The 16,245-nt window shown below is 58.0% G+C and carries 12 protein-coding genes; 5 read left to right on the top strand and 7 right to left on the bottom strand.

Annotated elements, in window-relative coordinates; translation table 11 throughout:
• Nucleotides 1-49: 49 nt before the first annotated feature.
• The 6 genes from B8784_RS05485 to B8784_RS05460 all read right to left on the bottom strand — a co-directional run bounded on the left by B8784_RS05485 (nucleotide 50) and on the right by B8784_RS05460 (nucleotide 9,269).
• Entirely contained in the window at nucleotides 50-1,099 is a 1,050-nt protein-coding gene (locus B8784_RS05485; protein WP_084396593.1) for a pyridoxal-phosphate dependent enzyme, read from the bottom strand.
• Between the two features lie 321 nt (nucleotides 1,100-1,420).
• Nucleotides 1,421-2,944, bottom strand: a complete 1,524-nt coding sequence (locus tag B8784_RS05480) for a BCCT family transporter (protein WP_084396592.1) — start codon at nucleotides 2,942-2,944, stop codon at nucleotides 1,421-1,423.
• A gap of 20 nt (nucleotides 2,945-2,964) precedes the next feature.
• Complete coding sequence (locus tag B8784_RS05475) at nucleotides 2,965-6,204, bottom strand: efflux RND transporter permease subunit (protein ID WP_084396591.1); 3,240 nt, start codon at nucleotides 6,202-6,204, stop codon at nucleotides 2,965-2,967.
• On the bottom strand, nucleotides 6,201-7,400 hold the full coding sequence (locus B8784_RS05470) for an efflux RND transporter periplasmic adaptor subunit (RefSeq protein ID WP_084396590.1): 1,200 nt from the start codon (nucleotides 7,398-7,400) through the stop codon (nucleotides 6,201-6,203). The genes B8784_RS05475 and B8784_RS05470 overlap by 4 nt, the downstream gene beginning before the upstream one ends.
• The gene (locus tag B8784_RS05465) at nucleotides 7,393-8,874 is read right to left on the bottom strand and encodes an efflux transporter outer membrane subunit (RefSeq protein WP_084396589.1); all 1,482 of its coding nucleotides are present in this window, start codon (nucleotides 8,872-8,874) and stop codon (nucleotides 7,393-7,395) included. The genes B8784_RS05470 and B8784_RS05465 overlap by 8 nt, the downstream gene beginning before the upstream one ends.
• A complete protein-coding gene (locus tag B8784_RS05460) occupies nucleotides 8,871-9,269 on the bottom strand; it encodes a GbsR/MarR family transcriptional regulator (RefSeq protein WP_084396588.1) in 399 nt (132 codons plus the stop codon). The genes B8784_RS05465 and B8784_RS05460 overlap by 4 nt, the downstream gene beginning before the upstream one ends.
• Before the next feature lie 1,112 nt (nucleotides 9,270-10,381).
• Here B8784_RS05460 and B8784_RS05455 point away from each other — a divergent pair.
• Nucleotides 10,382-10,570: a hypothetical protein gene (locus tag B8784_RS05455; protein WP_084396587.1), complete on the top strand. Its 189-nt coding sequence runs from the start codon at nucleotides 10,382-10,384 to the stop codon at nucleotides 10,568-10,570.
• Nucleotides 10,571-10,625: 55 nt separating this feature from the next.
• On the opposite strand, the gene B8784_RS05450 is transcribed toward B8784_RS05455, so the two are convergent.
• The gene (locus B8784_RS05450) at nucleotides 10,626-11,351 is read right to left on the bottom strand and encodes a Crp/Fnr family transcriptional regulator (protein WP_084396693.1); all 726 of its coding nucleotides are present in this window, start codon (nucleotides 11,349-11,351) and stop codon (nucleotides 10,626-10,628) included.
• 364 nt (nucleotides 11,352-11,715) lie between these two features.
• Between B8784_RS05450 and nhaA the strand changes: the two genes are divergently transcribed.
• The 4 genes from nhaA (at nucleotide 11,716) to tnpC (ending at nucleotide 16,230) form a co-directional block, all read left to right on the top strand.
• Entirely contained in the window at nucleotides 11,716-13,035 is a 1,320-nt protein-coding gene (gene nhaA, locus B8784_RS05445) for a Na+/H+ antiporter NhaA (RefSeq protein WP_084396586.1), read from the top strand.
• A 576-nt stretch (nucleotides 13,036-13,611) separates the two neighbouring features.
• Complete coding sequence (gene tnpA, locus B8784_RS05440) at nucleotides 13,612-14,259, top strand: IS66-like element accessory protein TnpA (RefSeq protein WP_143435299.1); 648 nt, start codon at nucleotides 13,612-13,614, stop codon at nucleotides 14,257-14,259.
• Nucleotides 14,256-14,609, top strand: coding sequence for an IS66 family insertion sequence element accessory protein TnpB (gene tnpB / locus B8784_RS05435; protein ID WP_084396522.1), 354 nt, complete (start codon nucleotides 14,256-14,258; stop codon nucleotides 14,607-14,609). Before tnpA ends, tnpB begins: the two co-directional genes overlap by 4 nt.
• A gap of 76 nt (nucleotides 14,610-14,685) precedes the next feature.
• On the top strand, nucleotides 14,686-16,230 hold the full coding sequence (gene tnpC, locus B8784_RS05430) for an IS66 family transposase (RefSeq protein WP_084396523.1): 1,545 nt from the start codon (nucleotides 14,686-14,688) through the stop codon (nucleotides 16,228-16,230).
• Nucleotides 16,231-16,245 lie beyond the last annotated feature (15 nt).

Here is a 16,245-nt window from a genome sequence, read left to right as displayed (position 1 = left end):
CAGCCCGTGCTTTTCATGCTTCTCGTCAGAGGTACGGGCTGCCTGGTCTTCAGACGTCAGGAACGAGCGCTCCGAGCAAGGGGCTAAGCGTGCGGTGGCAGGCTTCGAAAACCGCCTGGCTCACGCCTGGTCTGTAACGGCTGTCGAATTCCTCCAGGTAGCGCTCGGCGCCATCGGCACAAATGCATGCCACGCGTCTTGCTTCGGTCTGAGTAGAGAGCCATTCAAGCGCGCCGAGCACGACTCCAACGCTGGAGAGGCCGACAGGTGCAATCTCCAGATCCCGGAACAGAGAGAAGGCGGCGACAACGGCTGCTTCGTCCACGCGGATCATGTCAGGCGGGTGGGCAAGGCCGGCAAAGCTCGATCGCCGGCCGCTGCCATAGCCGGGCAGGCTCGGGCTGGATGCATTGCTGTTTGCGTCCAGAAAGGCTTGCGAGCCCGAAGGTTCGACGAAGAAAAGGCGTGTGTCGACGGGTGTCTCGGCCAGATAGTCGGAGAAGCCGCGTCCGGTCCCGCCTGAGGACGATGTCATGAAGCAGGCATGGAACGGCCCTTCCGAGAAGACTTCAGGCGCCGTCCAGACACGATGTGCCTCGGGATTGAGAGGGCTTGCATACTGGTTCAGGAAACGGGCGCCAGTGCGCTCGGCCGTCTCGCCAGCAACGCGCATCCTGGCCGCATTCGAGCTCTCGCCCGGCGCGCTATCGGCAATGATCAGCCTGGCGCCCGTCTTCCGGATCCCTTCTGCATTGAAGGCCGTGATCGAGGGGGAGCTTACGATCGTCACCCCCAGGCCGAGCTCCCTGCCGATACAGGCGAGCGCGTAGCCGTAATTGCCCGACGAGGCATCGGCGACGTGACGAAGATTGCAATCGTCTTTCCGAGCCTGAAAGAGCAGGTACCAGGCGACACGGTCCTTGATGGAGCCAAAGGCGTTCTGCCGCTCTTCCTTGAGGCAGATCTCGTGCACCTGCCCATTCAGCGGAATGCGCAGCCTGCGGAAGGGGGTATTGCCGATCCGGAATGGACACTCGGCAATGGCAGCGGCCTTGGTCTCCACCCTGTCGGACATCTTCAGACTGTCTGGACCCGTCATGGCCTCACCCTGATTGAACCTTTCCGATTGGACATGGGACGGGCCCCGCTTTCGAGGCTGGCGACGTCATTGTCCTTTCTACCCCGGCTCAGCCTCCTGCGATTGGGGGCCGGACGCCATGCGGCTTTCCGCCTCTCCCAGGCGTTGTAGACTGTTTCCCTCTCAGCCGGCGGCGGGCGGATGTGTCCAGCCTGCCGTGCGGCTTCTAATCCCGGCTATCTGTACGGACGCTGGATCATGGCACAACCATGCATTCGCATTCTTCTGCCGACCAATCGCCGCGCCCGGCTGTGTGAGATGTGCGCAAGAGCTCGCAGTCTCTCATCCTCCGCTGCTGCGCATACTCGAGAGCAGGCGGTGCGCGAGATAGGGCAACAGCACGGTGAAAGGAAAGCCTGCCACAATCGTTGCCGTCTGGATGGCGTGCAGGCCATTGCCGCCTATCAGCAGGGCAGTCACCAGCAGCACAGTCATCATCCATAGCACTTTCTGCCAGGCCGGTGGGCTGGTCTTGCCCGAGGAAAGCGTGGCCGCGACGAGTGCGCCGGAATCGGCGCTCGTAACAAAGAACAGGAGCACCACGATCGTCGCCACGCCGATCAGGAATGGAGCAAAGGGAAAAAGGGCTAGGAACTGATAAAGTCCATCGGGGCCCGTCGCATTGAGAAGCACCTTGTCTTCAAAAAGGATTTCATGCAGCGCATTGGACCCGAACACAGTCATCCAGAGGGCATTGAAGGCACTCGGCACCAACAGGACCATGACGACAAATTCCCCCACGGTGCGTCCGCGCGAGATACGCGCGATGAACAAGCCAACAAAGGGAGACCAGGCGATCCACCACGCCCAGTAGAAGAGGGTCCAGTTCAGTTGCCAGGTCGTGCCGGTATAGGTCTCGCGCCAGGTGGAGACTTCGAGAAGATTGTTGAGATAGTAGCCGATATGCTGCCCGAAGGCCTTCAGAACAAAGATCGTGTTGCCCATGACAAGCACGAAGATCATGAGCGCAATGGCTACCAGGAGGTTGAGCTTGGAGATGCTCTGCACGCCGCGTCCAACGCCTGAAAGGGCAGAGATCGTGGCAATGATGCAAACGCAAATAATAATGGCCAGTTGAAGCCACAGGCCTGGCGTCAGTCCGGTCAGGATGGCCAGTCCCTCGCTTGCCTGTGCCGCGCCCAGTCCTAGCGACGTGACGACGCCGAATACCGTTCCAAGAATGGCAAAGACATTCAGGCTCCGTCCCATCCATTTGCGCCAGCCTCGTGCGCTTGCGCCTCCCAAAGGCGCGGCAAAATCCAGATTTCCTTCGCGGTTGTAATGAAACCAGGCAAGGATAAGCGCCACGAGCGCATAGATTGCCCAACCGTGCAAACCCCAATGCAGGATGGTCATGTTCATGGCGCGGCGGGCTGCGTCGCCATCATGCCCGAAATAGGGGCGCATGGTTTCAAAATGCGAAATCGGTTCCGACACGCTGTAAAAGAGCAGGCCGATGCCGGTCCCCGCGGCAAACAGCATGCCTATCCATCCGAACAGAGAGTAATCCGGGCGGGCCTCAGGCCCTCCGATCCTGAGTTTGCGATGCGGCCCGACGCCAAGATAGATCACCACGCCCAGCATGGCGTTCATCACAAATATGGTGAACCAGCCGGTTGCGTTGGTCAGTGACAGACGTGTCCGCTCGAGCGCCTCTGGACCGCTATTATCCAATTGCGAGAACACCACAGTGACGAGGGCAATCAGGCCAAGCGACACCAGAAGGATTCCTGAAATGCCGGTGCGTTCTCCTGGCTCACCGGTATCCTGAGGGACGTCTACGGAAGAATCAGTCGTGTCGTTCATCGAAAGAACCCTCCTGGACTCTAGTCCAGATTTTCCGCTGCTCTCTGGTTCTCGCCTGTGAGCAGGACATAAAGACAGGGAACGATAATCAGGGACAACAGCGTCGATGCAACCAGGCCGAATATGATGGCGTAGCAAAGCGGCGCATACATGGGACTGCCGATCGCCAGCGGCAGGAGGCCGGCGACGGTCGTGATCGAGGTGGTCAGGATGGGACGCAGACGGGCACCGGCGCCATTGGCGGCTGCTTGCGCGATGCTTTTGCCTCCCTGCAACTCCGTATTCATCGTGTCCACCATGATGATACCGTTATTCGCGACAATGCCGATCAGAGAGATGATGCCGATCATGGCGAAGAAGCTGAGCGACATGCCGCTGAGCCAGAAACCGATAAAGGTGCCGACAAGCGCGAGGGGCATGGTCGTCATCAGGATGACGCCCTGGCTGAACGATCCAAAAACAATGACGAGGACGCCGTAAACCATGATGAGCGCGACAATCAGCATGATGCCGGCAGACCCGAAGGTTTCGGCCGTTTCTTCGGATTCCCCGCCGATGGACCAAGCATAACCGGTAGGCCACGCAGCGCTCAATTCCTCAAGCCGGGGCTCAATGTCGCTGACAACCTCGTCGACCGTGCGTCCGTCAAGCTTCGACATGACGGTAATCGCGCGGTCGCCGTCGCGATGAATGACTGACATCGGGGCTTCGGACACTTCCGGCTCCAGAATGGAAAGCAGGGAGACGGTCCCGCCCCCGGGCGTGAAGGCGCGAATTGTGGAGAGTTCTTCTAGGCTTGTGGGGCCGCCGACGGAACCGCCGCGGCTCGCCCAATTGAGGCTGAGAAGAATATCGAGGTCGTCTTCCGGTCCGACAGTTGTAAAGACACCGATCGGGTCGTTGGAGACAGCGAAGCGGATTTGTGCGGCGATGTCCTGTTGAGTCAGGCCAAAGAAATCCGCGGCCTCGCGATTGGGGCTCAGCGTGATTTCAGTTTTGACGCTGCCAAGATTGTCGCGGACATCTGTCGTGCCCGGAATCTCGGTCAGCAGACCCTGAACTTCGCTAGACAGGCGCTGCAGGGTCTCCAGTTCATTTCCGGTGATAGCGATTTGGACCGGGTCTCCAGTCGATGGAGAGCGAATTTCAGGGACGACGAGAAGAGACGCACCGGCAACATTGGCGTCGAGATAGGCTTTCAGTTCGCGCCGGATTTCATCGGCTAGCTGATAGCTTGGCTTGTCCCTTTCCGAGCGTTCCTTGAACGTGATTGAGAAGCCGATGAACTGTTCTGATTGCGATTGTTCCAGGGAGGACAAGATAGATGTTGAAGCAAACGGACTTTTCCGTCCGACCAGCTTGATGATGCTGTCGAAGTAGGGCTTTTCGCGTAATATTTCTCCGACGGTGTCCGCCACGGACTCGGATGTGTCGAGTGTCGTGGAGGGCGGCAGTTCGATATTGATGCCCAAGTTCAGGCCGTCAGTACTCGGATACAGAACGACAGGGATGCGGGTGACGGAGAACAGGGACAAGCCGAAAAGCGAAAGGGCGCCGACAACGAAGACGCTCGCCCTGGTCTTGCTTTTCAAAGATACGCGCAAACTCCACGTTTCGAGCGCCGCCGAGATTCTGCCCATGATCCTGTCGGCGCCTGTCTCCTTTGTGGCTGCGCCCTTTTTTGCAACGGGCGCGAGCAGATAACGAGACAGCGGCACTGTCGCCAGCAGCGCGACGACGAAGGCGGCGACAAGGCAGGTGATTGCCGTGACAGGCAGAACCCGGATGAATTTGCCCGAGGCGCCGCTGATCGCCATCAAGGGCGCCAGCGCCAGGATTGTTGTCAGCTGTCCGGCGAAGGCGGGAACGGCGTATTTGTGGATGGTCGCAAGTGCCGCCTGACCGAAAGTCTTGTGTTTGGAATAGATCTCGTCGTGAACCCCCTCCATCATCAGGATGATGACGTCCACAAGCAGCCCAAGCGAGAGCACCATTCCGATGATGACAAGCTCGTTGAGCGTGTAGCCCAGCATCCAAATGACGATCAGCGCGCCGCAGAATGACAGTGGAATCGACAGGCCGGCGATAAGGCCCTCGCGCCAGCTCAGAATCAGAAACAGAATGACGAAGACGATGACCATCGCCTGAAGGCCGTTTTCAAAGACATCGGAAAGAGACGCCAGTATCTTGTCGGCTTCGTTCTGTGTGATGGTGTATTTTATACCATCCGGCCAGTCATTCGCCTCGCTCCAAACGGCGAGTTCAGCGGATATCTGTTCGATCAGTTTGACCGTATCCGCACCGGGCGCTTTCTTGACGCTGATCTCGACAGTCTTCTGATACGGCCCGGCGGCTTCGCTGAAATAAGCGCGCGCCTCTTCGCGTTCCAGTTGCCGCGAAACCGACCCGAGTTCGCCGAGGCGCACATGCCGCTGCTCGATTTCACCCCCAAGCTTGGCGATAGGCAGAGCCTCAAAGTCGCTGACATCCTGGAATTGCCCCTCAAGGCGAAAAACAGCGCCTACTTCGTCGCTCTCAATATCACCGAATGGCTGATCGAGATTGGCCGTTGCGACCGCCTGGCTGACCTGGGTCGGCGCGATGCTGAGAGACAGCAAGCGTTCGGGATCAAGCAGGATTTGTATGACTTCTTCACGCGCGCCGCCTAGCTCGACTTCATTGACGCCGCCGATCGTCTCGACGCGGTCCTGCAATTCTCGCGCGAGCGCGTTCAAGTCCGCATCGCTGGCATCGCCAAACAGGGTGACTGTCATGATCGGCTGGTCGTTGACAGACACTTGCTGAATGTCTGGCGCCTCAGCTTTGTCCGGCAAGTCGCCTGTGGCGTCCGAGACGGCGTCTCGCAAGCGCTGCATGGCGTCATCCGTGTCGGTATCCGCTGTGAACTCCACGGCAATGATGGAGTAGGAATCAAACGACGCACTTGAGAATGTTTTCAGTCCCTTGAGCGTGGCGATCTCATCCTCAAGGACCTGAGTGACTTGTTCCTCAATGGTCTGCGGGTCAGCGCCCGCCCACAATGTGGTGATCGTCGCATTCGGGATATCAAGGTCGGGCAGGGCTTCTTTTGTGAGGTTTGAATATGCAAAAAAGCCGCCCGCGATGAGCAGGAATGTGAACAGCAATCCAAACGTCGTTTTGAGAAAGAAGAAACGCGACAGCGGGTGCGCATTTGCAACTTCCGGCGTTTCCGGTTGAGGCCCAGGGCTTTCGGATTGTTCTGATGAGGTTTCTGTCATGGCGCGGCGCTCGTATTTTCCGCCGCGGTCTGTTCAATCACACGCACCAGATCTCCGCTGGACAGGCGCGACCTGCCCTTGGTCACCACCGTGTCGCCGTCGGACACGCCATCGAGCACCTGGATGTAATGACGCCCGCGTAGCCCCATCCTGATCGGCGTCTTTTCGACTGTATTCGTTTGCCCGGACAGCAGGAATACGAAGGGGGTATTGTCGGTGTAACGTATGGCTTCGATAGGAACCGTCAGCGCATCTTGCGCGGAAGGGCCTTCAATCCAGGCGGTGATGAACTCACCATCCTGCAAGGTTTGCGGGCCTTCATCCGTTCGCAGTTTGGCGCGGAAGGTTCGCGTTTCAGGATCGACTGACGGGCTGATGGCGTAAACCGTTCCGAGAACGTCACCATCCCCCGCTTCGTGTGAGGGCATGTCCGTATCTCTTACGTTCGCGCGTCCTGTTATCTCCTGACCGATATTCCTTTCAAACAAGACCCGGCCGCCCACGGCAATCTCCTGATCGCGATAGGAGGGGAGGCTGATAGTCACTTCAAAAGCGCTCGGATTAATGATCACCACCGGGACGGTGTGGAGCGCGCCTGCTTCGCTGGACGACTGGACCTGCTGTGGCGTGAAATAATAACCCTGTTCTATGTTCAGGCGCGCAAGAATCCCGTTGATCGGAGAGACAATCCGGGATTCGCTCGCTGTTATGAGGGCGTTACGGTATTTGACCTGCGCCTGCTCGAGCTTGGCCTTTGCTTCGTCATATTCTTGCTGGGATGCCGAGCGTTGCTCAAGAAGGGCGCTAAAGCGGCTGAATGTTCTCTGTGCAAGCTCCAGGTCCGCGCGCGCCTCCCTGACGGCTGCATGCATGATTGTGCCGTCTTCGTCGGGCCTGTTCTTTTCCTGATACGCGATCAGTTGTCCCGCTTCGACAAGGTCGCCTTCCTTGAGTGTCTGATCCACATACGCGATCCGCCCGGCGCTTTCGAAGCTCAGAAATTCGCGTTCTATCGCGCGCGCCGTTCCCTCGGAAAAAATCCAGGTGACAACGTCTCTACGCGCCACTTGTGCCGTTTGAACGCTCGCTACAGGCTCCGGCGATGGTGGGGCTTCGGTGGCCGGCTCTCCATCGCCGCACGCGACGGCCAAAGACAGAACGAAAATGGCAGACAATGCCTTAACGCAATTATCCATCCGGATACTCCGTAGATCCTTCGGCGATAGCTGTTGTCGGGGAGGCGAAGCCCCCGCCAAGCGCCAGATGCAGGTCAATGCGGTTGTCCAGCCGCGCTCGGCGCGCAGCAAGATAGCCGCTGCGCGTGTCGAGCGTTCTTTGCTGTGACTCCAGCACCGTCAAAAATGGTGTAACGCCCTGCTCATAACGGTTCAGGGCAATGCGTTGCGCTTCCGCGGCAGCATCGGCCGCCTTCAAAAGCGACGCCTCGCGCGCCGCCAGCAAAGCGTCTGCGGCAAGCGCCGCTTCCACTTCTGAAAAGGCGGTCAGTACAGCCTCGACATAGGCCTCGGCCGCTTCGCGCTCATTGGCCTCACTCAATGCAATATTCGCGCGCAAGCGCCCGCCCTGGAACAGGGGTTGAACGGCTTGGCCGGCGATCGACCAGACGGAGAAGTCGCCATTGAGCAAATTGGTAAGTTCGCTGCTTTGCGTGCCTGTCGATCCGGTGAGGCTGATCGAAGGCAGTAAAGCGCGACGAGACGCGGCAAGACGTAAACCCGATGCGCGCATGGCACGCTCCGCAGCGATCAGATCGGGCCGGCGGGAAAGGAGCCCGGCTGGCGCGCCGGCCGGCGGCGTCGTGGGGACATCCGGAAGGCGCTCGGGTGTTGAGATCTCACCGTCAGGATAGTCCCGCAACAGAATTTCCAGCTGGCGAATGGCCTTTTGGAGGGTGTCCTGGCTTTGTTGCAGGCCGGCGCGCGCGGTTTCCAAATTCGTTTCGGCAAGGAGTTTGTCCGTCGGCGAAACAATGCCGTGTTCGGAACGATTGCCGACTTGCCGCGCCGTTTCTTCCAGCACGGCTACCGTGCGCAGGGACAAGTCATGCTGTTCTCGCGCTTCGATCACGCGAAAATAGGCTTTCGCGGTCTGCGCGGCGATGGACTGCTGGACAGCGCGGTAATTTTGTTCCGACGCGAGAAAGTCCTCAATCGCAGCTTCTTCCTGAGAGGCGATGCGCCCCCACAAGTCCAGCTCCCAGGATACCTCCAGGGACAGGCCGTAGTTTTCAGATGTCGCGGACGTGGGCTGGCCTTCTCCCTGCGGGATCGGAAAACCAGCGAGCGATTGCTTCTGTTTCGACCCGCTAAAGGCGCCGCTGAGTTGCGGCAGACGATCCGCTCCGGCGATCCGCGCCTGTGCCCGCGCCTGGTCGGTTATGGCCTCAGACTGCCTTAAAGACGGGTTTTCCAGCTGGGCTTGATGGATGAGGGCGTTCAGGCGTTCATCGCCGAACCGCTGCCACCATTCATCCTCAATTGCGGATGGGTCATTCTGCGCGTCCCATTCGGCAGGCACCTCCTCCTGATATGTTCGCTCGCTTGCCGGGTGGTGCGAGGCGCATGATCCGAGTGCCGCAGTAACAAGCGGCAGGAGGATGAGCCGGAATACCGGCCTCTTCACGGGGCGTCTGATGAGGAGGGCGCTCATTTGTCTGCGTCCTCGGAGGTCGCCTTCAATTCATCTGCAACCAGGAACAGCTTTTCATGCAGCACCCCATAAAACCGCTCGAACTCTGCGAGTTTGCTGCGCGTTGCCGGCTTTGAAATGCGCGCACGCGCATCCGAGACGATCTGCTTCGTTCTATCGACGCGTGCTATCTGAGCATGGATGAGCGCGGAATACGGATTGGAGGTGATATAAAAATATTCTTGCCGCGCCCCAATTCTTGAGCGCCTTTCAAGCACGCCCATACTTTCAAGCGTGCGGATATTCGTGCTGACGCTGCCTTTTGATATACTCAACACATCAACCAGATCCGATGCGCATAAAGCTTCGTCCGACAGAATAAGCACAGCCCATATCTGCCCCATGATACGGCTCATGCCGTCTGTCTGCACTTGCTGGCCCAGGCGGTCTATGAACTCCCGTTCGGCTTCGCTTAGCTTGAAAGTAATATCGCACCTCTTTCCCAAAATAGGGCGCCAGGGATTCTGGAATGCTCGTACGTTACATCCTGTGAGTTTAATTCGTATTAAACAATCTGATCATTTTTTCTAGATTGTTATCTGCAAGTCCTGGTGCCTGTGGCCCACAGGTCCCGGAATTGTCGGGACGACTCCGGCACCTCTCGAATTCGCTGTTTTTCGGGAACACTGGCTGGCGCTGCGCTGGGGCGTGGCGCTGTTCGTTGATTAAGGCCCAGGCCTCATATCCAGGGAGATCCACCAGAGGTGCTTGCTGGTGATTGTCATTTTTCGTGCTCTACACGTGCACTGACAGATCAAATCCGGTACAAGCGCGTCCAAATTGGTCAAAACAGGTATGCCCTTTTCCCTTTAGTCCTTTGAATATTATGAGAAATGCAACCAAATCAATCCTATAGGTTTTCCGTCGCACCCATGATGGACTGGAAGTAAAAGTTATAAAAAACAATACGTTACAGGCCTTCGTGTGCGCTCCGTGTGCAGTGAAACCTCGCAAAAAAAGCTGCCTGGCTACAAGGTGAAGCAAGAATATCGAAGTTTTGAATGCCTGCGTCGGATTTGAAAAAAACCTTCTTCAGGTACCGGCGGCGATAAAAGAATTGCCCATCGTAGGTGCGTAGACGATGGCGTTGCCTGCAAACCCGGAAGACTAGTCAGGACATAGAGTTGGATATGCGTGTTGTGCCGGACTGGCGCCTATCGTGCCGTGTCGACGTGCCAACCCACATATCTGTCCTCTTCGGTTCGTTGGCCGGCTGGTCTCAGATTGTTCGGATCCAGAACCTGGCACATGCTGGGATTTGTCCCAATACCCGCTTAGTTTCTATCAGGCTAACCTGTATTAGTGCGATGATTCCCTATGCGGGTATTGTAAGGCTTGCATGCCGGATTTTCCGGCGTGCACAGAATACTTCCGAGTAAAACAAGCAGGCGATGAGTCTGCACATGTTGAAGTGAGACGATACTTCTTACACTTTTCATGCTCGGAATGTCCAAGAAAGGACAATCCCATGGCTCCCCAAGATAACAAGACTGCCGACCGGATGACATCCGTCAAGGCCAACTGGAACAAGGCGCCTTCTGGTCCCAAGAAGGATGCGGCTCTGAGGCACTATGAGGCGGCAGAAAAGGCGCACAAAGCGAACAATGACATCGAGGCGAACAAAGAGCTCGACGTTGCCAGCGCCAAGCTCCTGTAAGCTGATCCATACCTGAGGATCAGGTGGCCGCCCTTCGTTGACCGGAGGGCGGCCTTCATTTCAGGAGAGGGCCGGTCTGATCCAGATAGGCCGGATCGAACTCGGCGAGGTCAACCAGCCGACTATGATCATGGATCGTTACCCGACCATGGCGGAATGTGATCAAGCCCGCTTCGCGGAGTTGCTTCAGTACACGGTTTACATGGATAGGGCTTAAGCCTAGCGCATCGGCAAGATGATACTGTGTCAGCGGACAGCCGTATTCTTCTCTGCTTCCAAGCCCGACCAGGGTAAGTCTCGATCCGAGTTCCAGCAGGAAATGAGCAATCCGCGCGTCAGCATCTCTGCGCCCGATTCCGACGAGATGCTCGACAACCATCGCTTCATCTCGCGAGGCTGCCCAGAATATCGCCATCGCGAGCCGAGGTGTTTGGGCGAACAGTTCGAGAAGGTCGTCTTTGAGGACTTCTGTGGCTTGAATATCCACCACTGGCTCAAAGCTATGATCGGAAGTTCGTAAGAGAATGCTGCGCAGTCCCAGAAAATCCCCAGGAACCTGAAAATCTACAATCTGGCGCGATCCGTCCCGCTGCACCTTGTAGGAGCAGACCCAACCTTCGGCCAGTATATAGGCGGCCTGTTCGGACTGCCCCTGGTACACAAGATCGCTCCCGGCAACGAAAGACCGTTGCCGTTGATGCAAACGCTCCAACATGGCCAGTTCGACATGGGACAACGCCACAAACGCAGAGAGTTTACGTATAAGCGGGCTGCTTTCCATGATACCTTTTTTCTGGATATGCCGGTCGATGCACGGGGACAGCATTTGCTCGGTCAGTCATACAGGAATATCTACGGTAAGCGGGATTTCTTAAGCAGAAGGTTTGAACGAAGGATCCTGGCAATTGCGACCGCAAACTAACAATTGCCGGATCACACAAAGCCTGAAGACACAGCGTGCCACTCATCTGCGGAGTAGCTACTGACCGTTCTACTTTTTCTCTGATTGTCCGGAAAAATGCCAAAGGATGTTCCGGGCTTTTCTGACATGAGTCAGTTTGCAGACCATGTGTACGGGAAAGGCGCCGTTCCGCTAAGCACCGCGTGCGTGTTTGCATAAATAGAAGAAAAGAAGCTCAACACCAATGACCGACCAGGAGAACGAAAATCTGCCGGTGGGGGCCGCTGACTGGTTCACGAAGCCGTTTGAACGCTTTCTGAAAATTGAAGCTGCCGCCGGCGGGCTCCTGCTTCTGGCGCTCGTCATTGCTCTGGTGTTGGCGAACTCGTTTTGGGCGAAGGGTTTTCTGGCGTTCTGGGAGACTCCCATAGGCCTGACATTCGGATCATTGGATTTCACCCGTTCCTTGCGCCACTGGATCAATGACGGGTTGATGACGTTCTTCTTCTTTGTGGTTTCGCTGGAGCTAAAGCGGGAAGTTGTACTCGGCGAGTTGCGCAATCCCCGATTGGCGGCACTTCCTCTTGCAGGCGCCCTCGGAGGCATGGTCGTTCCGGTTCTGCTGTATGTGATGCTCATGAACGGTGAGCCGGGATCGCATGGGTGGGGAACGGTCATGGCAACCGATACCGCATTCGTGATTGGCTGCCTTGCAATCTTCGGGCGTCGTATTCCGCCAAGTTTGCGCCTGTTCCTGCTGTCCTTGGCCATTTTCGATGATGTGGGAGCAATTCTGGTTGTCGCCTTGGGGTATGGAGAGGCACTGAACTGGCAAGCGCTGGGATTTGGAGTTCTTGGCCTGGGGAGCGTTGCGGCAATCTCGCGCCTGGGGATCAGAAGCATCCCGGTCTATTTCCTGCTGGGGGGTGCAGTCTGGCTATGCTTTGACGCCTCCGGCATACATGCAACGATCGCTGGCGTCATTCTGGGACTTATGACGCCGACCAAGGTCTGGGTAAGTGACACCCGCCTTCGGTTGATCCTCGGCCGTGTCCTTGCCTATCCTCAGGGCGAACATTGGAGCGGAGACACTTCAGACCGTCACGATCTGCGGCAGGCGGGCAGAGCGGTTAGGGAATCGCTCTCTCCCGTGGAACGCCTCGAAATCATGCTGCATCCGTGGGTCGGATTTGCTGTCATGCCAATCTTCGCATTGGCCAATGCCGGGATTGCGGTTCACAATGCCGATATCGGGCAATCGGTCTCCGTGGCGATCATTGCCGGTCTTTCGCTGGGCAAACCGATTGGTGTTGTGGGGTTCAGCTGGCTCGCCGTCCGTTCTGGTCTGGCTGTGCTGGCACCCGGTCTTTCCTGGCCATTTGTCGCGGCCGGTGCCTTTCTTACGGGCATTGGCTTCACCATGTCCCTGTTCATTGCCGGCCTCGCCTTCGAGCCCGCGATGCTGAATGCAGCCAAGCTTGGCATACTTTCGGCGTCCGCCATTTCGGCACTGATTGGCACGCTGATACTGGTCCGCCTGACAATGCGGGATAAAAGAGTCTGAACAGAAATTCGTGACTGCGGGCTGGCTTTCCCCGCCGAAATTTTGATGTTCTGGACCGTCCGGCCTGTTCGAACAGCATAAACAACGACTGCTGCGCCGATGTGCATTGCAGAAAGTAGCCAGATAACAAGGCTGGATAGGGAAACAACACAAATTAGTTTTTTGTGCTGATGTAAAATAAGGATTCATTCCCATATAGGGTTCACGGAACAATTGTTCCGCATACTTTTATATGCTCAGTCCCCTGACTGACATCTTCCTCATCGACCTGGCGACAAATCGCGCAACACCTCAATGGGTGAGCGCGAAAGCTCTGACAATGTCTCCGGGGTGTCGCAAGAGAGTACGAATGATGGTTGGCTGCTTTGATCGGCAAGGGATCAAGGCGGTTTGCACTATTCCACCTTGGTAGACTGTTCGATTGGAAGCTCTTACCCGCTAGTCCGGTTGTCAGTTCTGGGCGCTAAGCATGAAGGACTTGCAAGTAAGCGTCCATTTCTCACACGCTTGTCCGCTAGGAGCGGCATCTGATCTTTCTTCTCACGGTGCAATCCGCACAGATCTGAGGAGGTGTTGGTGTCGAAACGGAAGACGGCGAAACAGATAGAGCTTGAGGCTTTCTGGCGGGCTCATCACGATGCCTGGATGCGTAGCACGCTGAATCAGCGTGAATATTGCGAGGCGCATGGGTTACCGCTGAAGCGGTTCGGTAACTGGCGGGCCATATTCAAAACCGAAAAGTCTCGTGTGAGCGGAAAGGTGCTCTACCGGCGCGGCGGACAGCTTAGTCATATGACTGGTCATATGACGGATAAGGACATTCCGCCGCCTTCGAAATATCTGCCATCGCGCTCTGATGCGCCGAACGGCAAGCGCCAGTTCAGCCCTGAAGACAAGCGCCGCATCGTGGCCGAGACGGAAAAACCGGGCGGGACGGTCAGCGGCGTGGCGCGACGGTACAATATCGCTCAGCGCGTGCTGTTCCGCTGGAAGAATGAGCTATCCCCGTCAGAGGACAGTCCCACATTCCTTTCTGTTGAAGTAGAGAAAGACGCGAGTGGAGGGGGCGCGTCAGCAGGCGCCCCATCGCCGATAATCATAGAACGCGGAGCGCCTGGCATAGAGGTGGAACTTATCGGTGGGCGTCGAATCCGGTTTGACAAGGATGTCGATCCTGACCGTGTCCGGCAGCTTGTCTCTCTGCTTGAGGCAGACCTCTCATGATGCTGACGACATCAGGTCTGAAGGTGCACCTCGCCGTTGGGGTCACTGACATGCGAAAGGGTATAGATGGGCTCGCCATGCTGGTTCAGGGCGTGCTGGCGCAGGATCCGTTCTCTGGACATCTGTTCGCGTTCCGCGGTCGCAAGGCGAACCTGATCAAGATCCTCTACTGGGATGGGACCGGGCTCTGCCTCTTCTCGAAACGCCTGGAGAAAGGCGGTTTCCTGTGGCCGATGCAGACCGAGCAGGGTGCTGTGGTGAAGCTCAGCGCCCGGCAGCTCTCTGTCCTGCTTGAAGGCATCGACTGGCGATCCCCGGATGAGCGCTGGCGTCCTGATCGGGCGGGGTGAGACGCGGATGCGACCGATTGAATCAGGCCGCAGAAAGCTGTGCGGAACGAGCTGATTCCATCGTAAACTCCGTGCCATGGAGCTTGATCTCGCCGCCCTGCCTGAAGACGTGGATGTGCTGCATCGCATGATCCGCGAGATGGCTGCGGCGCGTGACAGCGAGCGTGCTGAAACACGGGCCGAGATCGAGCGGCTGCGCCAGATGGTGAAGACGCTGCAGCGCAGCCAGTTCGGTCGCCGGGCCGAGGGGCTTGATCCCGGCCAGCTCCAGCTTGGCCTGGAGGATCTGGACAGTGATGTGGCGCACCTTGAAGCCGCATCGCCAGACACACTGGTCGAAACTGGTCCGCGCCCAGCCCGCACCCGCGCGTTCAGTCTGCCAGAGCATCTGCCACGCGAGGATGTCGCGGTCGACACCGAGACCAGCGCCTGCCCATGTTGCGGCGGTGCGCTGCACTTCATCGGCGAAACCGTCAGCGAGATGCTGGATCATGTTCCAGCGCGACTGCGTGTCCTGCGGATGAAGCGCCCGCGCTATGGCTGCCGGGGCTGCGGGAAGATCCACCAGGCACCGGCCCCGGAACGCCCGATCGCAAAGGGGCTGGCCACGCCGGGCCTGCTCGCGCATGTCATCGTTAGCAAGTATTGCGATCACCTGCCGCTCTATCGCCAGTCGCAGATCTTTGCCCGCCAAGGTGTGAAGCTGAACCGATCAACGCTTGCCAACTGGGTGGGCGGGGCCAGCTGGTGGCTGGAAGCGCTGCATGAGCGGCTCGCAAGCCATGTCTTCAGCTCGAAGATGCTGTTCGCCGACGACACGCCGCTGCCTGTGCTCGATCCGGGCCGCGGGCGCACCCGAACAGGTCGGCTCTGGGTCTATGCCCGCGATAATCGACCGTGGAATGGGCCGGGGCCGCCAGCTGCTGTCTATATCTACAGCCCGGATCGGCGCGCCGAACGTCCGGAAACCCATCTCAAGGACTTCAGCGGTGTGCTGCAGGTCGATGGCTATGCCGGGTTCGAGCGACTGACCACGGGCGGGGATATCATGCTGGCCGCCTGCTGGGCGCATGCGCGGCGCAAGTTCTACGAGGTGCACCAGGCCACAGGCTCACCGATCGCGGCCGAAGCGTTGCAGCGGATCGCCGAGCTCTATGCTATCGACGCCACGATCCGTGGGCAGAGCGCGAACAAGCGTCGGATCGTGCGGGCCCGGAAATCCCGCCCGCTGGTCCGCGCGATGAAAGCCTGGCTGGAAACCGAACTCCAGCGCATCCCGCCGCGCAGCGGACTGGGCGACGCGATCCGCTATGCGCTCACCCGCTGGGACCAGCTCAGTCTGTTCCTTGAGGATGGCCGCATCGCCCTCGATACAAATACTGTCGAACGCGCTATCCGCCCGGTCGCGCTAGGACGCAAGAACCATCTGTTCGCCGGCTCGGAAGGCGGTGCACAGAGATGGGCCGTCATCGCTTCTCTCCTGACGACCGCCAAACTCAACGATGTCGAGCCCCACGCCTATCTGAGTGACGTTCTCGAGCGCCTAAGCCAAGGCCATCCGATGAGCCAGATCGATGATCTGCTACCCTGGAACTGGGCTGCATTACGCGCTGATGTGTAAGAACTGGACGCTTAC

The organism is Henriciella aquimarina, assembly GCF_002088975.1.
GTDB classification, from domain to species: domain Bacteria; phylum Pseudomonadota; class Alphaproteobacteria; order Caulobacterales; family Hyphomonadaceae; genus Henriciella; species Henriciella aquimarina.
Note: the sequence above shows the minus strand (reverse complement) of the source record. Positions and strands in the feature narration are given on the sequence as shown.